Below are 20,080 nucleotides of genomic sequence, written 5' to 3' on the forward strand. Positions count from 1 at the left end.
ACACAGGCGCTCGCAATCTCTGTTGTAGAGCCGTGGTACACAACATCTAGACTCCCTGAGAGTTATCGTTGCCAGCTAGCCTCCCGGCGCCATGCTGCTCGCGCCGATCGAACGTCCCGAATATGCCGATGTGCGCCGCGAGGCGCGCAGCCTCTATTGGCGCGGGTGGGGCATCACGCACATCGTCGAGGAGCTAAACCGGATCGGCGAAGGACTGCCGGGCTGGAAGCCGCTGAAGCGCGCCACCGTCGAGAGCTGGAAGCAGCGCGGCAAATGGGAGGAGGCCCCGTCGCTGCGCGCGGCTGAGGAGGCGGTGGCCGTCCGCTTCCAGATGCTGATCGCCAAGGACAAGAAGACCGGCGGCGACTTCAAGGAGATCGACCTGCTCGGCCGCCAAATCGAGCGGTTCGAGCGGTGCCGCAAATATCGCGACAGCGGAAACGAGGCGGACCTCAACCCGAACATCGCCGCGCGCAACGCCAAGCCGAAGAAGAAGCCGCGCGTCAACCAGCTGACCGCCGAGCATGTCGAGCAGCTGCGCGCGGCGTTCAAAACGGAATGCTTCGCCTTCCAGCTGAAATGGTGGGAGGAGCGCAACCACCGCACCCGCTTCATTCTGAAGAGCCGCCAGATCGGCGCGACATGGTATTTCGCGCGCGAGGCGCTGATCGATGCGCTGGAGACCGGGCGCAACCAGATCTTTCTTTCGGCCTCACGCCGGCAGGCGGAGATCTTCCGCACCTACATCATCGAGTTCGTGTTCCGCGTCACCGGCGTGCAGCTGCGCGGCGAGCATCTGTTGATCGACCGCGGCGATGACGCGGACGGCAAGCCGCTGGAGCGGCCCACCATATTCTTCCTTGGCGCGAACTATCGCACCGCGCAGGGCGAGCACGGCAATTTCTGTTATGACGAATGCTTCTGGGCGCAGGATTTCGAGCGCACCGACGAGGTGGCGAGCGGCATGGCGAGCCAGAAGCGCTACCGGGAGACCTATTTCTCCACGCCGTCCACCATCGCGCACCAGGCGCACCGCAAGTGGAACGGCGATGCCTTCAACGAGGGCCGCGACAAGCGCGACTGGACCAAGATCGAGACCTATCACGCCGCTCTAAAGGACGGCGCGCTGGGCGGGGACGGGATCTGGCGCCAGATCGTGACGATCGAGGATGCGGCGGCGGGCGGGTGCGACCTGTTCGACATCGAGGAGCTGCGCCGCCGCAAGCCGCCGGACGTGTTCGCCAACCTGTATCTTTGCGAATTCGTGGACGACAGCCAGTCGGCCTTTCCGCTAAAGGACATGCAACGCTGCCGCGTCGATCCGTCCGACAAATGGGCCGATTTCGACGGCTATGCGCTGCGGCCGTTCGGCGAGGGCGAGGTGGCGATCGGTTACGATCCGCAGGAAAGCGCCCAGGGCGACGATGCGGCGCTGGTGGTCATGGCGTTGCCGGGATCCGCGAAGAAGCCGTTTCGCGTGCTGGAGAAGCTGCGCCTGCGCGGCGACTTCGAGGTGCAGGCCGCAGCGATCTTCAAGGCGATGGCGCGCTACAATGTCGTCGACATCGGCATCGACACGACCGGTGCGGGCGCCGCGGTCTATCAGCTGGTGGTGAAGCGTTTCCCGCTGGCGCGCGCGATCGCCTATTCGGCCGAGCGCAAGAGCCTGATGGTGCTGAAGGCGAAGAACGTGATTCGCGCCGGGCGGCTGCAATATGATGCCGGCGACAAGGACATCACGGCCAGCTTCATGTCGATCCGCCCCGAGCTGACCGCCAAGGGCCGGCAGCTGACCTATGTCGCGAGCCGCGCGGACGATACCGGCCATGCCGACGTCGCCTGGGCGATCATGCACGTGCTGTTCAACGAACCGCTCGACGGCGAAGCCGCCGCCAGCCAGTCCACCATGGAGATCTTCTGATGACGAACGCCGTCACCCTGTTCGATGCTGCGGGGCGCGCACTGGAGCGGCCCGCGATAGCCACCGCCGACGAGGGTGGTGCCGGGGGCATGACCGCCTTCAGCTTCGGCGATCCGGAGCCCGTGCTCGATCGCGGATCGTTGCTCGGCTTCGTCGAGAGCTGGCACAACGGGAAGTGGTACGAGCCGCCGGTATCGATGAACGGCCTGGTGCGCGCGTTCGACATGCCGGGGCCGCATGCGAGCTGCATCCGGCTGAAGGTGAACCTGCTGGCGGCGTCCTTCGTCCCTTCGCGCTGGCTGGGGCGCGCGGCGTTCCGAAAGTGGGCGCTGGACTTCCTTTCGATCGGCAACGGCTATCTGGAGCGGCGCGACAATATCGCGCAGCGGCCGATGGCCGTGGATCATGTGCTGGGCCGCTATGCGCGGCGCGGAACCGAGGACGGGCGCTATTTCTTCGTGCCGGGCTGGCAGATCGAGCATGAATTCCGCCCCGGCACGGTGTTCCATCTGGCGCAGGAGCACCCGAGCCAAGAGATTTACGGCATCCCGGAATTCTTCGGCGCGCTGCAGGCCGGGCTGCTGGGGGAGGCGGCCACGCTGTTCCGCCGCCGATACTATCTGAACGGGAGCCATGCCGGCTTCATCTTCTATTCCAGCGGAGCGGCGATGAACGATACCGATGCCAATGCGATGCGCGCGGCACTGCGCCAGAGCAAGGGACCGGGCAATTTCCGCAACCTGTTCATCCACGCGCCGGCGGGCAAGAAGGACGACGTGCAGATCATCCCGATCGGCGAGGTGACGGCGAAAGACGAATTTCTGAACGTGAAGCGAGTGAGCCGCGACGAGATGCTGGCCGCTCATCGCACGCCGCCGCAGCTGATCGCCATCGTGCCGGAGAACAATGGCGGCTTCGGCGATGTATCGAAGGCGCGCGACATCTTCTTCGAGAACGAGATCGTGCCGCTGATGGGCCGGTTCGAGGAGCAGAACGACTGGCTGGGGGTGGAAGCGGTGCGGTTCGCGGAATGCGAACCAACGAGCGCGGCATAACACCCTCGTTTAGGCCCGGCCGCACCAAAAATTATAGGTTTCGGCTTATCGAATGGGCATGAGCGCAAAAACACAAGCAAATCGGCGCGAGAAAGCCCGCGCAGCCAAAGCCGCCGAGATCGCCCATCGCGGCGGTCGCTGCCTCGATTGCGGCAAAACCCCGCAGGAAACAGGCAGACCCCTAGAATTCGACCACCGCCCTGGGACGGTCAAGGTTGGCGAGGTTGCTCGCATGGTTTCGGAGGGACGGTCCGTGCCCAAAATCGAAGCGGAGATGGCGAAATGCGATCTGCGATGTCAGCCCGATCATGCGGATGTCGGAAAGCAGCGCATTATCGATGGCGCCCCTCCAGTTCTCCGGGTCTAGTTTAGCGGTTGACGATCAGAAGCTCTCCCGCCCTTCGCGCATTGCTGCCGCTGGCTAGCGTGTACGTCGTTTCAAGTTCGCACAGCTCGAAGCCTCGAAAGATGCGACGGACCTCCGGGCGGTCGTTGAGCGAGATCATCACTTTGCCTTTCAGACCGGCGGCGACTTCCGCCAGCTGCTCGAACTGCGTGCGATCGAAGAGAGGCGTGCCGGCATCGTCGGCGCCGTAATCGTCCTCGCTCCCGAAATAGGGTGGATCGCAATAGAACAGCATGCCGGGTCGATCCCAGCGGCGCATGAAGTCCGCCCAAGGCAGGCGTTCGATGATGACCGGCGTAAGGCGTTCGTGGATTGCCTCGAGCACCGGGCCGAGCTTCGAGACGTCGAAGCGGGCTGGGCCGTTCCGAACTACTCCGAAGTTGCGGCCCGCCACCTTGCCCCCGAAGGCCGCGCGCTGAAGATCGAGGAAGCGAGCGGCGCGTTCGAGATCCGTCAGTGTGGTGGGATCGGTGCGCTGCAGCTCCTCGAAGCGGGTGCGCGTGGCGAGCTGAAAGCGCAGCATGTCGATGAACGCGACGTAGTGGCGCTGGCAGATGCGGAAGAAGTTGGCGACGTCCTGCGACCAGTCGTTGATGACCTCGGTGCGCGGGCGGCTCAAGCGGCGCAGGAAGATGCCGCCCATGCCGACGAAGGGCTCGGCATAGCCCGTGTGCGGTGTCTGCTCGATAATGGCGGTGATGCGGCGGGCGAGGTTGCGTTTGCCGCCGATATAGCCGGCGGCCGGGCGAACGGGGGCGACCGTTTCGAAAGCGGATGAGGTCGGACTCGACATGTTGGATTTGTTCCTGCTGTGTTCCGCCCGCTCGTGCGTGAGTGGCGGGATGATTCGGCCATGGCCTGGCCGGTCTGACGGAGTCCGATCCGTCGGCTCGAGGCGTTGGCGCGCCTCGGCCCCCGCCTGGGCGCTTCGCCGGCGGGTTGCTTGCCTCACCGATGGCAGGGGGCGGCCAGCTCGGCCAGCGGGCGCTGTTGTAGGAATGGTGCACACAACAGATGGGATATCGGCCGGTGCGATCACTGTTGGGGCTCGAGCGGCACGGCTTGGACCTGGAGATTGGGTGCGGGTGCGGCCATCGGGTGCGGATCGCGCGAGGCGAGGTGCTTGCCCTTTTCATGCACAAGAGCTGGCCGGTTCACATGGACATGGTGGCGCAGCGATTCAGGTGCTCGCGATGTGGGGCGCGGGCCAGCTGGGCAGGGACGGTGCCGGAGAGGTGAGCAGAGGTGGTGCCTTGCCGATCGGATGCCAGTGCCATGCCGAGCTTCGCGCTCATCCCCGCTCCTCGCCTGCAGGCTTTATGTACCAGTTTTGATGCAAACATCAGGTGGGGCGTTCAACGGTCCATTCCGCGGCGCGGTCGCATCGCCGGTCCATTAGAAAGCCGAGATACGATTTGATGCACCTAGACCACTCTTGCGAGCGCTGCACCCATCGTTGTCGGAGGTTCTGGCGGCTCGAGATCGCGCGGCGTCAATTCGCCTAGGTCGAGAGGATCTAGTGCAGCCTCGAAGAGCGTGACGAGACGATCATCCAGATGTGCCGCCGCAGCGAAAAATCCGGTGCCCCGGCAGCTGGTGATCTTACAAACTAGATGGCGGTTGATGAGCGTGAAATTGTCGCCGCGCCGCAACTGCAACGCTGGAAGATCGACATCGAAAAAATTGCCGCAGCAGGTGCACTTTGCGCGGGCCACTGTCTCGCTATCGATCATTGCGCCGATCGTGCGAAACGATGCTGGCCATATCCGCCGTCCACCCATCGTATCGATATAGAACAAAGGTGGAATGTTGGAAAGGCAGACGAGCGCTGAAATTTGCACGCGCGAGACGTTGCCGACTGGCACGAAGCCTGCCCCCTGGCCATCGCCAGGCCCCGGAGCGGCGTATGCCGCTCCGTCCTCCGGTGCGTGGATTCGCCGGGATGGTTGGGGTTTGAAGTTATCCACAGGGTTCAGGATTAGCCACGCGTGCCGAAGGCACTCCTTTTATGTCTATCTCGAAGAGATGGTCAGCGTTCTCTCCGTGTCGAAGATTCGCGCTCAATCGAAGAGCTGAGACGAGCGAGCGCCTGTTCCAGCGGGTTTTTACCCGACAGCCGGGCAGGGCGCGGGGCGGTGTAGACGAGGGTCTTCAGCCAGCCGTACCAGCTAGCATGGGCTTCGCGCTCCATGGTGCCGTCCGTATAAGCCCTGACGATGGGCGCGGCTTCGGCTGGCACTAGCAGCTCATAGGCGTTGGGGATTTGTTCCACCTGCGGGCCATCCCGTGATCCGGTCGGCCGCGTCCGCCGAATCCATCGTATGAAGCCGGCTTCGCGCAGTAGCGTTAGGGCTCGATGCGTAGCTGAATAGGAATAGCCAAGAGCGCCAGCGATCGTCGCCACGGCCGGCTCAAGCTTTCCGCTGCTATACCGAACGGCCTCGAGCAAAAGATATTCCAGCACGTCGAGGCCGATCGCTCCCCCCAGGATGCCATTGCGGGCTCTCGGGCTGACTGCCTGCCGTTCAGCGCGCGTTTTCACCTCCATTTCGCGCGCGCAGCGCAGAAGCTTTCGGCACCACCGCCTAGCGCGGCGCGTGTCGCCGTCCGCTATCGGCTTCCACACCGTATGTTCGCGCTCGCCTTCGTTGTAGCTCTCGCGCCATATCCGGAACGGTTCGCCCGTGTTGGGATCGAGCTCCGAGAGCGCTTGTGCTGCGTGAAGCCCAGCGCTGATCCGATCGAGAGGCCGGTCACGCCGCACCCCCGATCGCGCGGATCAGTCGGGCGTCAGCGCGCCCGGCGGCGGAAGGCCGTCCATCAGCAGATCGGACCACATCTGGGCGAGTATTCGCCGCCGTTGCATGTAGCTGGCGCGATTGTAGGCGCCCTCGGTTCCGCCGCGAACATGCGCGAGCATGAGATCGATAATCTCGTGATCGCCGTCGCGCCCGTCCTCGCTCGCCAGTTCGTTCATTATGGTCGAGAAGGTAGCGCGCCAGCCGTGAGGAACCATTTTGCCGCGCAAACCTGCGGAGCGATAATGTTCGCTGAGCTTGTTCGCATCGATCGGTTGCCGCCACGCCTGAATGCTGGGGAATAGCCACTGCGGGCTGGGGCTGGCGGCCTTCGCGGCTTTCACGGTCTCGACGGCCTGACGCGAGAGCGGCACGCGAAACTCGAACCGCGCATCGTTCTTCTGCGCGAGGCGCTGTTTCATTTTCGCCGCGGGAATGCGCCAGAGCGGGGCTTCGCCGTTCAGCTGCTCGAACTCCGATCGTTCGGCCTGCCGGACGACGCCGGGACGCACTGCCGTCAACGCCGTAAGCCAAGAGGCGAGAAGCGTTGCCCACCAGGCATCCTCGACCCGTTCGATCTTGCGAATGGTCTGCCGCGCTTTCTCGATGGACAGTTCGGCCGGCCGGTTCCTCGTCGTGGAAATGATAAGCGCGCCACGGACCGCTTTGGCCGGGTTCTGTTCCGCGCGTTGTGTTGCGATCGCCAGGGCAAAAATGTCGCTGCAGAATTGCAGAACGCGGTTGGCCATTGTCGGGGCATTTCTGCTCTGGATGGCCGTGATGCAGTTCAGCACCATCACCGGCGTAATGTCGCGCAGGGCCCGCGATCCGAAGGCTTTGCGCGCGTTCTCGGTCTGCTCCGTCATTTTTTTCGCGTAACCGGCGGTCCACCCGGGGGCCTTGCGATTCAGCCACTCGTCGGCCGCCGCGTTGAAGGTGTCCCGAACTGCTGTCGCTGCCTTCGCGCGGCGCTCTTTCTTCGCCTCGCCGGGATCGATTTCCTGGCCAAGCAATTCCCGCGCATCGTCTCGCGCCGCACGTGCCTGCTTTAGCGACATCGCCGGATAGCGGCCGAGCACCAGCTTCTTCTCCTTGCCGCGGAAATAGTATTTCCAACGCCAAGACTTCAAACCGGTCGGCGTGACGAGCAGAAACAGCCCGCCCGAGTCCGAATGTTTTTTCGGCTTTAACTCGGCTTTCGCCGAGCGGCACTGGATTTCGGTCAGCACTGCTCGGCCGCAAGGCCCCTATCGGGGCCCCCATCAGGATTGCGCTGATATGAGAAGCGATGCGACTGCATGCGACAACAAGCGGCGGGAAAGGCGCAGAAATGCAGGCCTTTTGCGACTCTATGCGACATTCTGCGACTGTGTGATGGATCCCCCGCGAGGACTCGAACCTCGATTGACGGAGTCAGAGTCCGCTCTCTTACCATTAGAGGACAGGGGAATAGGGTGGGCCGAATAGAATCGAGCCGGGGGCGAGTCAAGCCTCGTGAGCGTCGAAATCGACATCGTTCTGGGCGGCGGCTTGTTTGTCCGCCCGATTCGGCATAGACTTGGTGCCAGGTTCCGGCGGCATCTGCCGTTCGGCGAGAAAAAAGTAGATACGGCATGGGCGAAGCTATGACGCCCGCGCCGCAAACCGGTCGCGTGGAAAAAAAGGGTCGCAGGGCCAAGCGCGGCGGTGCGGACGCAGGGAAAACCAAAGGCGGTGCAAGACGCGCCGCATCGACATCGCGTTGGCCGGCCCGGCGGGCCTATGCCGCGCTGGATCTGGGCACGAACAATTGTAGGCTGCTGATCGCCAAGCCATCCGCGGATGGCTTCGTGGTGATCGACGCTTTTTCGCGCGTGGTACGCCTCGGCGAGGGGCTGGCCTCCTCCGGCGTGCTGAGCGACGCGGCGATCGAGCGGGCATTGAGCGCGCTGAGCGTGTGCTCCGAAAAACTGCGCCGCCGCAATGTCACACTCGCGCGGTCGGTGGCCACTGAAGCCTGCAGACGTGCCTCCAACGGCCAGAACTTCATCGATCGGGTTCAGGAAGAAACCGGCATCCGGCTCGATATCATCACCGCGCAGGAAGAGGCGCGTCTCGCGGTGCTCGGCTGCCATGTGCTGCTCGAGCCCGGCGAAGGCCCGGCGCTCATTTTCGACATCGGCGGCGGCTCGACTGAACTCGTGTTAGTATCGACCGAAAGCCCGGTGCCGGAAATCATGGATTGGAAAAGCGCGCCCTGGGGTGTCGTCTCGCTTTATGAAAGTGAGATGCCGAACGAGCCGACCCGCGAAGGGCGCCTTGCCGCTTATGAACGGATGAAAGCGCGCGTGAGGGAGAGTTTTGCCGATTTTGCGGCTCGGCTCCCGAAGGGAGGCAATCACCGTCTGCTCGGCACCTCCGGTACGGTGACGACGCTCGCCAGCCTGCATCTCGAGCTGCCGAGCTATGACCGCAACAAGATCGACGGTCTTATCGTCCCGTCCGAATCGCTACAGCAAATTTGTACGCGCCTTTCCGGCATGTCTCCCGAAGAGCGCGCGAAGCTGGCCTGCATCGGCCGTGAGCGCGCCGATCTTGTGGTGGCCGGCTGTGCGATCCTGGAGACTATATTGGAAATCTGGCCCACTGCACGGCTTGGGGTGGCGGATAGGGGCATTCGCGAGGGCATCCTGCGCACATTGATGGCCGGCGAGACGAACCGTCCGTCATGACCAAGGAACGTGTCCGTACCGCCCGCAAGCGCAGCGCCCAATCAACCCGCTGGCTGCAACGCCAGCTCGACGATCCCTATGTGAAGCGCGCAAAGGCCGAGGGCTATCGCAGCCGGGCGGCCTACAAGCTGATCGAGCTGGACGAAAAGTTCGGCCTGCTGAAGGGCGCGCGCCGCGTGGTCGATCTGGGTATCGCGCCGGGCGGCTGGGCACAGGTGATCCGCAAGCATCATCCCAAGGCAGCGATCGTCGGCATCGATCTGTTACCGGTCGATCCGATTGAAGGCGTCACGCTGTTCGAAATGGATTTCATGGATGACGCCGCGCCGGGCCTGCTGATCGACGCCCTGGGCGGTTCGCCCGATCTCGTCATCAGCGACATGGCGGCCAACACCACCGGCCACAAGCAGACCGATCACCTGCGTACGATGGGCCTGGTGGAAGCGGCGGCGGAGTTCGCGATCGAAAATCTGGAGCCGGGCGGCTCGTTTCTATCCAAATCCTTTGCCGGGGGATCGGATCAGACGCTGTTGACCGAGCTGAAGCGGAATTTCATGTCCGTCAAACACGCAAAGCCGCCCGCCAGCCGCAAAGGCTCCGTCGAATGGTATGTTGTCGCGAAAGGCCGAAAGGGCTGAGGCCTTGAACGGCTCGCATCAGGAGGGGTTGGTGATTGCCTCATTCAGCGCATCATAGCCCACAGCGCCTTCCAGCACGTGATCGCCGGTCACCCAGGTCGGCGTACCGTTGAACCCGACGCTCTGGGCGAGCTGGAAGTTCTTCTGCAGTTCCTGCGTCACCGCGTCTGATCCCGCGACCTTTTGCGCCCGCGCCATATCAAGTGCGGCTGCCTGCGCCGCTGCGGCGATGTTCTGATCCGTTGGCTTGCCGGCGGCGAACATCGCGTCGTGGAACGCGCGATATTTGCCCTGTTCGGCAGCTGCCAGCGCCATGCGCGCCGCTTTCTGGCTGCCTTCTCCGAGGATCGGAAACTCCCGGAAGACAACCTTCACGTCGTTATTCTCTGCGATAATTCGGTTGAGGTCCGGCAGGCTGGCCCGGCAGAAACCGCAGGCATAATCGAAGAATTCGACGAGCACCTGGTTGCCGTTCGGATTGCCGGCGACAGCGCCGGGGAAGGGGGTTTCAATGGCTGAGCGGCTCCCGGCGAGGCGTCCCTGCGTATCGCGCTTCTGCAGCACATCGACCGCCTCTGGAATGATTTCCGGATGGGTCAGGATGTATTCGCGCACGATGGCTTCCATCGCCCGGCGCTCGTTCTGGCTGATATTGGCGGTTCGCACGGCGCTGTCCGCCGCAGCCACTGGATCGGAGCTGTCGCTGGCAGAAGCTGACCGCGCATCGGCGGAAAATGTCAGATAAAGCGCCGCTGCCAAGGCCAGAAGGCAGCCGCCCAGCATGACGTAGAGCAGAGGATTACGCGTTGCGGGCTTGGCACTGTTGATCATGCGGACATATCCTATCAGGCGCGGACGGGCTGTCCAGCGCGGCTCAGCGGCGACGCTTCTTGTCGTCTTCCAACTGGGCCTCGGCGATCAGGCGGATGTCCTGCGCGCGAAGCCAGTCCGGCGTGTAATCCGGAAGACCATTCATCGCCCGGTCCGAATGGCGCAGCGCCAGATCGGGTGAGCCGGTCATTAGATCACGCTCCGCGCTGGCGAGAGCAGCCCGCGCTTCGTCACCGCGCTGTTCGTACACCACGCCCAGCTGGTACCAGGCGAAGGGATTGCGATTGTCCCGTACCACGGCGGATTTCAGGACATCCTCCGCTTCGGCGAGGTTCTTTCGATCCTCGGTCGCTACCAGCGCATGACCGAGCAGCGCGGCAATCAGCGGATTGTTGTCCGATCCCGCCACCGCCTTGCGCAGCGGGCCGAGGGCTTCTGCCGGTTTGCCCGATTCGAGCAGGATCTGGCCGTAAAGCTCGTGAAAATAAGGATCGTCCGGATCGCTCGCGATCAGCTGCCGTGCTTCGGTTTCGGCCTTTTGGGGATAGGCGGCTTTATGCCAGGCGTAAGCACGCGCATAATGGGCGGGAACGCTCTGATCGCTTTCCGGATAGTCGCGCTGGGTCTCCTCGGGCCGTGCCATATAGCCTTCGAGCTTGGCCTTCACGCGCTGGAAATCGCGCTCCCATTTCGGATTGAGCGGCGTTTCCCAGGCCGGGTCCTTTTCGTAAATATCCTTCAGAAACTGGATACGATTGCCAGACAGCGGGTGGCTGCGAACGAATTCGGAATCGTCATCCTGCGGCACGCCGATACGGAATTCGTAGCTCTGCAGCTTTTTGAAAAAGTCGATCGATCCGCGCCCGCTGATACCGGCTTTGGACAGATATTCCGCGCCGCTCGAGTCGGCGACGGTTTCCTGAACGCGGGTATAAGCGAGAAACTTGCCCATTGCCGCCCGCTGTCCGGCCATCATGATGCCCATTCCTGCATCGCCCGCTCCGGCAAGCGTGGCTAGCGCGCCGAGCAGGAGTGAGCCGATGGAGATGCCGGTTGCGGTGCTGGCACCGTCGCCGATGCGCATCGCATGGCCGCCGACGACGTGACCCAGCTCATGCGCGATGACGCCTTGAACTTCATTCGCGGTATCGGCTTCGGCAATCAGGCCGGCGTTGATATACACCGTCTGTCCGCCCGCGGTGAACGCATTGATGGATTGGTCGCCGACCAGCAGAATCTCGACATTGGCGGGCTTCAGGCCTGCTCCGCGAATAATCGGTTCGCTGATTTCCCTGAAAAACGCCTCGGTTTCGGCGTCGCGCAGCACGCTTTGCGCCGCCGCGGGGCGGATCGCGATAACCAGGGACAGGAGTAACGCGAGCGCGATGCGAGCCATGACGGAAGTCCTGGCGGTCAGGCCCTGAATGCCAAATGAAGCGCGCGGCGAACCGGTCATGAACCGGATCATCGCCGCGCGCTTCTTATAGGTCAACCGATCAGCCGAAGGTTCGCTGCCACCAGCCGCGCCGTGGCGGGCCGTCATCCGCTTTGCTCTCCGTCTCGGATGAGGGCGCGTCAGTGGCCTCAACTCCAGTTTCGGCATTCGGCTTTTCGCTGCCAGCGTCGTCGGCTTCGGCCGGGGCCTTTTCCTTATGCTCGACGGCTTCGATGGCCGGTTCGGGCGCATCGGTAGCTTCGGCCTTTTTGGCACGCGAGCGACGCTTCGGCTTCGCAGCTTCGGCTTCCTCGGCAGGCGCGTCGTCCGTCTTCTCGCTATCCGCCTTTTTGGCGCGCGAGCGACGCTTGGGCTTCGGCTTTTCCTCGGACTTCCCATCTTTGGTAGCATCCGACTTTTCGGAGCTCCCGTCCTTTTCGGACGCACCGCCTTCGCTCTTGGCTTCCTCGGTCGCTTTGGCCTTGGTGGAGCGGCGACGTGTGCGCTTCTTGGGCGCCTCGTCGTCGGACTTCACATCCTGCGCAACCGCCTCGTCGGACTTATCGTCCTTGGCCTCGCTAGCGTCGCTACTGTCATCGCCCTGCTCGGCAGCCTTGCGACGGCGTCCACGGCGGGCCTTGGGCTTGGCCTCCTCTTCTGCGCCAGCGGCTTCGGCGGCGTTTTCAGAGGCAGCGGCTTCGGGCTCATCCTTCGCGGAGGAACCGTCGTCGGCCTGGCCTTCAGCACCCTGCTCGCCATTTTCGTCCTCGCGCTTGCGACCGCGGCCGCCACGGCGTCCACGACGGCGCCGCTTGCGCTTGGGCTTGCCGTCCTCGTCCTCCTCGGACCGCTCCTCGCGATCGCGATTGCGCTGTTGACGGCGGGGACGCTCTTCGGCCTCCTCCTCGTCGTCATCACGCTCGTCGATCACGTCTTCGGCGATGTCTTCCTCGTCGATAATCGGTTCGAAGGCGACCTGCTTTTCGGGTTTGCCGCCCGAGCTGCTGACGGTCATCTTCGCGCCTTCAGCCTCGCTGTTGGGCAGGATCTCGATCGAGACGCCATAGCGCTCCTCGATCTCGGCGAGCTCGGCGCGCTTGGCGTTGAGCACGTAGATCGTGGCTTCCTGGCTGGCACGCAGCGTGATTTCGCGGCCCTTGCCCTTGGCGGCTTCTTCTTCGATGTGGCGCAGCGCGGTGAGGCCGGCGGACGATGCGGTACGCACCAGCCCGGTTCCTTCGCAATGCGGACATTCGCGGGTCGAAGCCTCTAGCACGCCGGTGCGCAGGCGCTGGCGGCTCATTTCCATCAGGCCGAAGCTGGAAATCCGGCCGACCTGGATGCGGGCACGGTCGTTCTTGAGCGATTCCTTAAGGCACCGCTCCACTTTCCGGCTGTTGCTATGCTTCTCCATGTCGATGAAGTCGATCACGACGAGACCGGCCATGTCGCGCAGGCGCAGCTGGCGTGCGATTTCCTTCGCCGCTTCCATGTTGGTGGACAGCGCGGTCTGCTCGATCCCGTGCTCCTTGGTGGAGCGCCCGGAGTTGATGTCGATCGACACCAACGCCTCGGTCGGGTTGATGACGATATAGCCGCCCGATTTCAGCTGCACGACCGGATTGTACATCGCGGACAGCTGGTCTTCCACGCCGTGGCGCTGGAACAGCGGCACCGGATCGGCATATTGCTTCACCTTGCGCGCATGGCTCGGCATCAGCAGTTTCATGAAGGACTTGGCCGACTTGTAGCCATCCTCGCCCTCGACCATCACTTCGTCGATCTCACGGCTGTAGATGTCGCGGATCGCACGCTTGATGAGTGCGCTGTCGGAATGGATGAGCGCGGGCGCGGAGCCCCTCAGCGTACGCTCGCGGATTTCGTCCCACAGGCGGGCGAGATAATCGAAGTCTCGCTTGATCTCCGGCTTGGTGCGCGAAAGACCCGCGGTGCGCACGATGCAGCCCATGCTGCGCGGCAGGTTTAGCTCATCGACGATAGACTTCAGACGCTTGCGGTCCGAAGCGGACGAGATTTTGCGGCTGATGCCGCCACCGTGGGAGGTGTTGGGCATCAGGACGCAGTAACGCCCGGCAAGCGACAGATAAGTGGTAAGGGCCGCACCCTTGTTGCCGCGTTCCTCCTTTACGACCTGGACAAGCAGCACCTGACGGCGATGGATGACATCCTGGATTTTGTAGCGACGGCGTAGTTCCTGGCGCTTTGCACGCGCGGCGTCGCTAGCCTTGGCAGCTGACGAACGACCACCGCCCTTGCGGCCGCGCCCACGACCCCTGCCGCGCCCGCGACCATTGCCTTTATCGCCATGGTCGTCGTCGCCATCGTCAGAAGCATCTTCGCCATCGAGATCGGGCAATTCCCCTTCATCGACGTCGATCGTGTCGACCGAAGTGTCCTTGTCGACCTCAACCAGCTCCGGCTCATCCAGGCCGTTTTCATCGTCGCCCGAATGCTCGTCGGCTTCGGCGTCCAGATCCTCGGCCTCGCGCGCTGCGGCTTCTTCCTCGGCGGCCTCGGCCTCCTCGGCGAGAAGGCGGTCACGATCCTCCTTCGGGATCTGGTAGTAATCGGGGTGGATCTCGGAAAAGGCCAGGAAGCCGTGGCGATTGCCGCCATAGTCGATAAACGCCGCTTGCAGCGACGGTTCGACCCGGGTGACCTTGGCTAGATAGATATTTCCCTTGAGCTGTTCGTGCTCTGCGGATTCGAAATCAAATTCCTCGATCCGGTTTCCTTTGACGACGGCGACACGGGTCTCTTCCCGGTGGCGCGCGTCGATCAGCATACGCGTCGTCATGTAATGTTCTCCGGGCAGGGCGGGCGCGGTCTGCAACGGGCGCGGCTCTGCCGATAGGCTTGAGGCCGGAGGGGCGGGGCAGAGGCTCCGTCGTCCGGCGCGTTTGTGTAAGAAATGCTTCTGCCGCAGCGGCATTTCCTGCGCGCGTGGCGCAGGCGAAATCCGATCGGGGGGCATAGCCCGCCTGCCATGCGCCGCGCGTCCCTTGGGAGGCGGCGTATGTCCGAATTTGATGCCTCATGCAGCGTCAACCTGATTGGTCGCGGCGGAAAAAGTGCCGCTTGATGCCGGTGGCCGGGAAAATGTCCAGGAGACCGGGTCGCGACGATGGCTAGCATCGCCTTGTGGATATCGCAACTTATTTGGATGCGAGAGCGACCGTTAAGCGCTTGTGAGGCGTTGGAATAAGCTGTGCGAATCCATTAACCTTTACGATTAAGCCTGATCGCTAACCGCGTTCGCCAACTCCGCCGAAGCACCTTGTCCCTTATCCCGTTCCCGTCGCGTGGGACAGAGGCAGTCAAGCCAGCGGGGTCAGCAGGGTGCATCGGAGAAAATTGTGGACGCTACGGCGGCAAAGCCGTCATAGGGGGGCTATGGCCGCGCTGTTCCTCTCGCTGCTGTTTGCCGTCTGGCCCGCTCATGCAAGCCGGGTAACCGACATCCGCGCCGAAGAAGGCTCGCTGGTCGTCCAGTTTGACGATCAGGTGGAAAGCGCCTCCATCTTCGGGCTGGAGGGGCCTGACCGGCTCGCGATCGACATTGAGGGCGCCAGTGCGGACGATCTCGGGGCCCGCGACCTTGCTTTCGGTCACCTGCGCGGCGGACAATTCGATGCCGACACCGCGCGTATCGTGCTGGATCTCGACCGGCCGGTGACCGTGTCGGACCTGCGTTTCGCGGCGGATGGGCGCAGCCTGACCATCGAACTGGCCAAGGCGAACGCGGCGGAGTTTGCGCGGCTGCTCGGCCTTGGTCGGCAATCCATTCTGGCGCCCGCCATGGCGCGCCGGGCGCCTGAGCACCGCGGCTACAGTGTCTCGATGAAACTGGCCCGTCCGCGTTCCAGCGGCAACCTGCCGAAGATCTACGGCCGCGACGATCCGCGCCTGCCGCTGGTGGTGATCGATGCGGGGCATGGCGGCCATGATCCGGGCGCGATCAGCCCCTTTGGCGGCCAGCGCGAAAAAGACGTTACGCTGGCCATCGCAAAGCGGGTGCGCGACGAGCTGGTCAAAAGCGGTCAGGCACGCGTGGCGCTGACGCGGGACGACGACAGCTTCATCGTGCTGCAGAATCGCTATGCCATTGCCCGCAAACTTGGGGCGGACCTGTTCATATCGATCCACGCGGACAGCGCGGAGAACGAGGAGGCCACGGGAGCCACCGTTTATACCCTGTCCGAAGTGGCGTCCGATCGGGAGGCACAGAAGCTGGCAGCGCGCGAGAACAAGGCGGATATCATCAACGGGATCAATCTGGGCGTTGCCGGTGACGATCTTTCTTCGATCCTGATCGACTTGACGCAGCGCGAGACCATGAACGTGTCGAGCGATTTTGCTCAGTTGCTGGCGCGTGAGGCCAAGCAGAATATGAAAGTGAAGCAGCATGCGCACCGCTTTGCCAGCTTCGTCGTGCTGAAAGCGCCGGACACGCCCTCCGTGCTGTTCGAAACCGGCTATCTTACCAATGCGGACGATGTCGCTTTCCTCGCCTCCGCCGAGGGCCAGAGGAAAGTGGCTAGCGGAATTTCATCGGCGGTTCAGGTGCATTTCGCCAAGAAGCTCGCCATGCGCTGAGCCGCTGGGGGCGGACGGTCCGGGTTGCTGATTTCCCCAGAAGTGCGCGCAAGACGCCGCGGCCTGCAATTTGCCGCACAGGGCTAGCACATATGGGGAAAGCTGGTAGACGAACCGCCTGATGGAAGAGGCCGACACACCCAATTTCGCCTATCGCCTGCGCCGTGACGCGGGCGGCATGCTGTCCAGGATCTGGCAGAACCGCTGGCTGCGTTACCTGATCTATCTCGGCCTGCTCGGCATTTTGGGCCTCGTCGCGCTGTGGTTCTTCTTTGCGCGTGGGCTGCCTGACGCCAATGCGCTGCTGGAATATGAGCCGCCGCTGCCCACCATCGTCCGCGATGTGAACGGGGAGCCGTTCCACAGCTACGCCCGCGAAAGGCGGGTGCAGCTGCAATATGCCGATTTCCCGCCGCTCCTCGTGCGCGCCTATCTGGCGGCGGAAGACCGCACTTTTTTCGAACATGGCGGGCTCGATTATCCGGGCATCGCGTCGGCGATGCTGGATAATGTCACCTCGTCTGGCCGCGCGCGCGGTGCTTCCACTATCACGCAGCAGGTCGCCAAGAACATCCTGCTGACCAACGAATACAGCTATACCCGCAAGCTGAAGGAGGCGATCCTCGCCTTCCGGATGGAAGATGTCCTTACCAAGCAGCAGATTCTGGAGCTGTACCTTAACGAGATTTACCTTGGGCGGAACGCCTATGGCGTGCAGGCGGCAGCGCAGGCCTATTTCGGCAAGGATGTGGACCAGCTGGCGCTGAACGAGATCGCCTATCTTGCCATCCTGCCCAAAGGGCCGAGCAACTATCGGCCTGAAAATAACGAACAGCGCGCGATCGAGCGGCGCAATTGGGCGCTGGGCGAGATGCGCAGCAATGGCTGGATCACGGACGCGCAGTACGCCCAAGCCGTTGCCATGCCGCTGGGCACCATTGCGCGGCAGGGTAACCAGTTCGCATCCGAAGGCGGTTATTTCGTGGAGGAAGTGCGCCGCCGCCTGATCGACCGGTTCGGCGAAACCGCCGAGAATGGCCCCTACAGCGTCTATGCCGGTGGCCTGTGGGTGCGCAGTTCGTTCAATCCGCAATATCAGGAGTGGACAACCGAGGCGCTGCGCGATGGACTGCAGCGTTACGACGCGGGCAAGCCGTGGAAGAACAATATCGGCACGATCGATCTTGCCGAGGGCAACTGGGCCTCGCAGCTCTCATCGTCCGGCAAGAGCACAGATTACAAGGATTGGCGCATCGGCGTCTATCTTGGCAGTGATGAGATCGGTTTCAGCGACGGCAGCCGGGCGACGCTAACCGGGGTGCCCGCAGCGATGGAACCGGGCATGCTGACTGCCGCCGCGCCGAACGGAAGCAGCTGGGCCGTGCGCAAGATTCCCGAAGTGGGCGGCGGCATGGTGGTAGAGGAACCCACATCGGGCCGTATCTTTGCCATGCAGGGCGGCTTCGACAATCGCCTGTCGAGCTTCAACCGTGCGACGCAGGCGATGCGCCAGCCCGGTTCCACCATCAAACCGTTCGTTTACGCCTCTGCCATCGATCAGGGGATGACACCGGCGACCATGATCGTCGATGGCACGTTCTGCGTCTATCAGGGCGCGGCGCTGGGCCAGAAATGCTTCCGCAACTTCGGCAATGCGGGCGGATCGGGCGCGCACACCATGCGCTGGGGCCTGGAGCAATCGCGCAACCTGATGACGGTTCGCGCGGCCAACGATACCGGCATGCCCAATGTGGTGAAGACCATCAAGACAATGGGGATCGGCGATTATAAGCCCTATCTTTCTTTTGCCCTGGGCGCAGGCGACACCACGGTTGAGAAGATGGTGAACGCCTTTTCGATGCTCGTGAACCACGGCCGCAAGCTGGATCCTACCGTGATCGACTTCGCGCAGGATCGCAGCGGCAAGGTGATCTGGCCGAAGAACTGGAAAGCGTGCAAGGGCTGCAACGCCGATGACTGGAACGGTCAGCCGATGCCGCGCTTCACTCCGGACGGCAAACAGCTGATGGATCCGGTTACCGCCTATCAAGTGGTCCATATGCTCGAAGGCGTAGTCCAGCGCGGCACTGCTACCGTGCTGCGCGATCTGAACCGCCCGCTGTTTGGCAAGACCGGCACCACGACAGGCCCCACCAATGTCTGGTTCATCGGCGGATCGCCGGACCTTGTCGCAGGCGTCTATATGGGTTTCGATCAGCCGCGTAGCCTTGGCGGCTATGCGCAGGGCGGGCGGCTTGCCGCGCCGATCTTCAAGCAGTTCGCACAGAAGGCGTTCGAAGATATGCCCGCGCGGCCCTTCACGGCGCCGGATGGCGTGCGCATGGTGCGGATCGATCGCCGCTCGGGCCGCCGCGTCTATGGCGCATGGCCCGAAGGCGGGCCGATGGATGCGGTGATCTGGGAGGCGTTCAAGCCGGAGACGGAGCCCAAGCGCACTATCCGTACCGAAGAAATCGCCCAGCGAACCGAGCGCCAGAAGCGCCGGCAGGCCTCCGGATCGAAGACTCGCGCCGCACCTGTCCAGGGTGTCAGTGGCACGCAGCGTGATAATGACTTCATGGCGGCCGAGGGCGGCATTTACTAAGGCGTGCAGCTACTGGGCGTCGGCGCGCGCCCGGTGGGAAATTCCCGTGCCGGGGAGCCGATGACTGTGCCTGAGCATTGAGGGCTCATGTCGCTCGGCTCCAAGATCAAGGAAAACATCGTCCTGTTCGGCGCGCTGGCGGCCAATATCGGTATCGCCATCGCCAAGTTCGTTGCCGCCAGCATCACCGGCTCTTCGTCGATGCTGTCCGAGGGCTTCCATTCGATCGTCGACAGCGTGAACGAGGTATTGCTGCTTTACGGCGAACACCGCTCCGATGCGCCGCCGGACCATGAGCATCCCTTTGGCTATGGCCGTGAGCTTTATTTCTGGGCCTTTGTTGTTGCTATTCTGATTTTCTCCGTCGGCGCGGGGCTTTCGATTTATGAAGGCTATAGTCACTGGACCAACCCTGAAACGCTCACGGACCCGACGGTCAATTACATCGTGCTGGGTGTCGCCTTCCTGATGGAAGGAACCAGCTGGTCAATCGCCGTGCGCGAATTCTCCCAGGCTAAGGGCGATCAGGGTTGGTGGGCGGCGATCAAGCAGTCCAAAGACCCGTCGGTATTCATCGTTCTGTTCGAAGATTCCGCAGCGCTGAGCGGCTTGGCGGTCGCCGCACTCGGTGTGTGGGCGAGCCATTATTTCAACATGCCGAAGCTCGACGGTGCAGCCTCCATCGTGATCGGTTTGATCCTGGGCATCGTGGCGGTGCTTCTGGCGCGCGAAGCCAAGGGTTTGCTGATCGGCGAACGGGCCGATCCGGAGATGATTGAGAATATCCGCGCCATGGTCGGCCGGCAGGATTGGGTCAGCGAGGTGAACCATGTGCGCACCATTCACACCGCGCCTAAACAGGTGTTTGTCGCGATCAGCGCGGATTTCGACGACGAGGTTACCATGGGCGACGGCGAACAGCTGATCGAGGAACTGGAAGATGCCCTGCGGGAGGAAATGCCCGAACTCACCTCGATTTATATCCGGCCCGAAAAGGCGGAAAACGCCGCCATCAAACCGAAGGGCGGCGAAGAGGGCTAACGCCATCGCCGTGAAGGGCATG

16 protein-coding genes and 1 tRNA gene are annotated in these 20,080 nt (G+C 63.0%); 8 read left to right on the forward strand and 9 right to left on the reverse strand.

Annotation, left to right across the window (positions count from 1 at the left end; translation table 11 throughout):
• The first annotated feature begins 91 nt into the window (after nt 1-91).
• Genes I6A82_RS04455 through I6A82_RS04465 form a run of 3 tightly spaced genes read left to right on the forward strand, consistent with a single transcriptional unit; the run spans nt 92 to nt 3,343 of the window.
• Nucleotides 92-1,921, forward strand: a complete 1,830-nt coding sequence (locus I6A82_RS04455; protein WP_198093903.1) for a terminase large subunit domain-containing protein — start codon at nt 92-94, stop codon at nt 1,919-1,921.
• On the forward strand, nt 1,921-2,976 hold the full coding sequence (locus I6A82_RS04460) for a phage portal protein (RefSeq protein WP_232343283.1): 1,056 nt from the start codon (nt 1,921-1,923) through the stop codon (nt 2,974-2,976). The genes I6A82_RS04455 and I6A82_RS04460 overlap by 1 nt, the downstream gene beginning before the upstream one ends.
• 58 nt (nt 2,977-3,034) lie before the next feature.
• Nucleotides 3,035-3,343, forward strand: coding sequence for a hypothetical protein (locus tag I6A82_RS04465; protein ID WP_198093904.1), 309 nt, complete (start codon nt 3,035-3,037; stop codon nt 3,341-3,343).
• A gap of 1 nt (nt 3,344) precedes the next feature.
• Here the strand turns inward: I6A82_RS04465 and I6A82_RS04470 are convergent, their stop codons facing one another.
• The 6 genes from I6A82_RS04470 to I6A82_RS04495 form a co-directional block, all read right to left on the reverse strand.
• Complete coding sequence (locus tag I6A82_RS04470; RefSeq protein WP_198093905.1) at nt 3,345-4,175, reverse strand: DNA adenine methylase; 831 nt, start codon at nt 4,173-4,175, stop codon at nt 3,345-3,347.
• A gap of 361 nt (nt 4,176-4,536) precedes the next feature.
• A complete protein-coding gene (locus tag I6A82_RS04475) occupies nt 4,537-4,677 on the reverse strand; it encodes a hypothetical protein (RefSeq protein WP_198093906.1) in 141 nt (46 codons plus the stop codon).
• A gap of 129 nt (nt 4,678-4,806) precedes the next feature.
• Nucleotides 4,807-5,247, reverse strand: coding sequence for a hypothetical protein (locus I6A82_RS04480; protein ID WP_198093907.1), 441 nt, complete (start codon nt 5,245-5,247; stop codon nt 4,807-4,809).
• Nucleotides 5,248-5,411: 164 nt separating this feature from the next.
• Nucleotides 5,412-5,930 (reverse strand): hypothetical protein, encoded by a 519-nt coding sequence (locus I6A82_RS04485; RefSeq protein WP_198093908.1) that lies wholly within the window; start codon nt 5,928-5,930, stop codon nt 5,412-5,414.
• Nucleotides 5,931-6,161: 231 nt separating this feature from the next.
• Nucleotides 6,162-7,409, reverse strand: a complete 1,248-nt coding sequence (locus tag I6A82_RS04490) for a tyrosine-type recombinase/integrase (protein WP_198093909.1) — start codon at nt 7,407-7,409, stop codon at nt 6,162-6,164.
• A 146-nt stretch (nt 7,410-7,555) separates the two neighbouring features.
• Nucleotides 7,556-7,629: transfer RNA gene (locus I6A82_RS04495), tRNA-Gln, on the reverse strand.
• A gap of 164 nt (nt 7,630-7,793) precedes the next feature.
• Here I6A82_RS04495 and I6A82_RS04500 point away from each other — a divergent pair.
• The gene (locus I6A82_RS04500; protein ID WP_187335177.1) at nt 7,794-8,891 is read left to right on the forward strand and encodes a Ppx/GppA phosphatase family protein; all 1,098 of its coding nucleotides are present in this window, start codon (nt 7,794-7,796) and stop codon (nt 8,889-8,891) included.
• A complete protein-coding gene (locus I6A82_RS04505; RefSeq protein ID WP_198093910.1) occupies nt 8,888-9,529 on the forward strand; it encodes an RlmE family RNA methyltransferase in 642 nt (213 codons plus the stop codon). Before I6A82_RS04500 ends, I6A82_RS04505 begins: the two co-directional genes overlap by 4 nt.
• Before the next feature lie 18 nt (nt 9,530-9,547).
• Here the strand turns inward: I6A82_RS04505 and I6A82_RS04510 are convergent, their stop codons facing one another.
• The 3 genes from I6A82_RS04510 to I6A82_RS04520 all read right to left on the reverse strand — a co-directional run bounded on the left by I6A82_RS04510 (nt 9,548) and on the right by I6A82_RS04520 (nt 14,613).
• Complete coding sequence (locus I6A82_RS04510) at nt 9,548-10,360, reverse strand: DsbA family protein (protein ID WP_232343285.1); 813 nt, start codon at nt 10,358-10,360, stop codon at nt 9,548-9,550.
• Between the two features lie 43 nt (nt 10,361-10,403).
• The gene (locus I6A82_RS04515) at nt 10,404-11,756 is read right to left on the reverse strand and encodes a M48 family metalloprotease (protein WP_198095484.1); all 1,353 of its coding nucleotides are present in this window, start codon (nt 11,754-11,756) and stop codon (nt 10,404-10,406) included.
• Between the two features lie 100 nt (nt 11,757-11,856).
• The gene (locus tag I6A82_RS04520) at nt 11,857-14,613 is read right to left on the reverse strand and encodes an Rne/Rng family ribonuclease (protein WP_198093911.1); all 2,757 of its coding nucleotides are present in this window, start codon (nt 14,611-14,613) and stop codon (nt 11,857-11,859) included.
• A 596-nt stretch (nt 14,614-15,209) separates the two neighbouring features.
• Here I6A82_RS04520 and I6A82_RS04525 point away from each other — a divergent pair.
• The 3 genes from I6A82_RS04525 (at nt 15,210) to I6A82_RS04535 (ending at nt 20,058) form a co-directional block, all read left to right on the forward strand.
• Nucleotides 15,210-16,412 (forward strand): N-acetylmuramoyl-L-alanine amidase, encoded by a 1,203-nt coding sequence (locus I6A82_RS04525; RefSeq protein WP_232343286.1) that lies wholly within the window; start codon nt 15,210-15,212, stop codon nt 16,410-16,412.
• 121 nt (nt 16,413-16,533) lie between these two features.
• Nucleotides 16,534-19,017 (forward strand): penicillin-binding protein 1A, encoded by a 2,484-nt coding sequence (locus tag I6A82_RS04530; RefSeq protein ID WP_187335182.1) that lies wholly within the window; start codon nt 16,534-16,536, stop codon nt 19,015-19,017.
• Nucleotides 19,018-19,104: 87 nt separating this feature from the next.
• Nucleotides 19,105-20,058, forward strand: coding sequence for a cation diffusion facilitator family transporter (locus I6A82_RS04535; RefSeq protein ID WP_198093913.1), 954 nt, complete (start codon nt 19,105-19,107; stop codon nt 20,056-20,058).
• The last annotated feature ends 22 nt before the right edge of the window (nt 20,059-20,080 follow it).

Source organism: Novosphingopyxis sp. YJ-S2-01, from assembly GCF_016093175.1.
Lineage (GTDB): Bacteria > Pseudomonadota > Alphaproteobacteria > Sphingomonadales > Sphingomonadaceae > Novosphingopyxis > Novosphingopyxis iocasae.

What these genes read in the sequence shown, in the direction of transcription:
- I6A82_RS04465 (WP_198093904.1), top strand. Translation starts at nt 3,035, where the DNA reads ATGAGCGCAAAAACACAAGCAAATCGGCGCGAGAAAGCCCGCGCAGCC.
- I6A82_RS04485 (WP_198093908.1), bottom strand. Translation starts at nt 5,930, where the DNA reads ATGGAGGTGAAAACGCGCGCTGAACGGCAGGCAGTCAGCCCGAGAGCC.
- I6A82_RS04475 (WP_198093906.1), bottom strand. Translation starts at nt 4,677, where the DNA reads ATGAGCGCGAAGCTCGGCATGGCACTGGCATCCGATCGGCAAGGCACC.
- I6A82_RS04510 (WP_232343285.1), bottom strand. Translation starts at nt 10,360, where the DNA reads ATGATCAACAGTGCCAAGCCCGCAACGCGTAATCCTCTGCTCTACGTC.
- I6A82_RS04470 (WP_198093905.1), bottom strand. Translation starts at nt 4,175, where the DNA reads ATGTCGAGTCCGACCTCATCCGCTTTCGAAACGGTCGCCCCCGTTCGC.
- I6A82_RS04535 (WP_198093913.1), top strand. Translation starts at nt 19,105, where the DNA reads ATGTCGCTCGGCTCCAAGATCAAGGAAAACATCGTCCTGTTCGGCGCG.
- I6A82_RS04505 (WP_198093910.1), top strand. Translation starts at nt 8,888, where the DNA reads ATGACCAAGGAACGTGTCCGTACCGCCCGCAAGCGCAGCGCCCAATCA.
- I6A82_RS04520 (WP_198093911.1), bottom strand. Translation starts at nt 14,613, where the DNA reads ATGACGACGCGTATGCTGATCGACGCGCGCCACCGGGAAGAGACCCGT.
- I6A82_RS04525 (WP_232343286.1), top strand. Translation starts at nt 15,210, where the DNA reads ATGGCCGCGCTGTTCCTCTCGCTGCTGTTTGCCGTCTGGCCCGCTCAT.
- I6A82_RS04460 (WP_232343283.1), top strand. Translation starts at nt 1,921, where the DNA reads ATGACGAACGCCGTCACCCTGTTCGATGCTGCGGGGCGCGCACTGGAG.
- I6A82_RS04455 (WP_198093903.1), top strand. Translation starts at nt 92, where the DNA reads ATGCTGCTCGCGCCGATCGAACGTCCCGAATATGCCGATGTGCGCCGC.
- I6A82_RS04530 (WP_187335182.1), top strand. Translation starts at nt 16,534, where the DNA reads ATGGAAGAGGCCGACACACCCAATTTCGCCTATCGCCTGCGCCGTGAC.
- I6A82_RS04515 (WP_198095484.1), bottom strand. Translation starts at nt 11,756, where the DNA reads ATGGCTCGCATCGCGCTCGCGTTACTCCTGTCCCTGGTTATCGCGATC.
- I6A82_RS04500 (WP_187335177.1), top strand. Translation starts at nt 7,794, where the DNA reads ATGGGCGAAGCTATGACGCCCGCGCCGCAAACCGGTCGCGTGGAAAAA.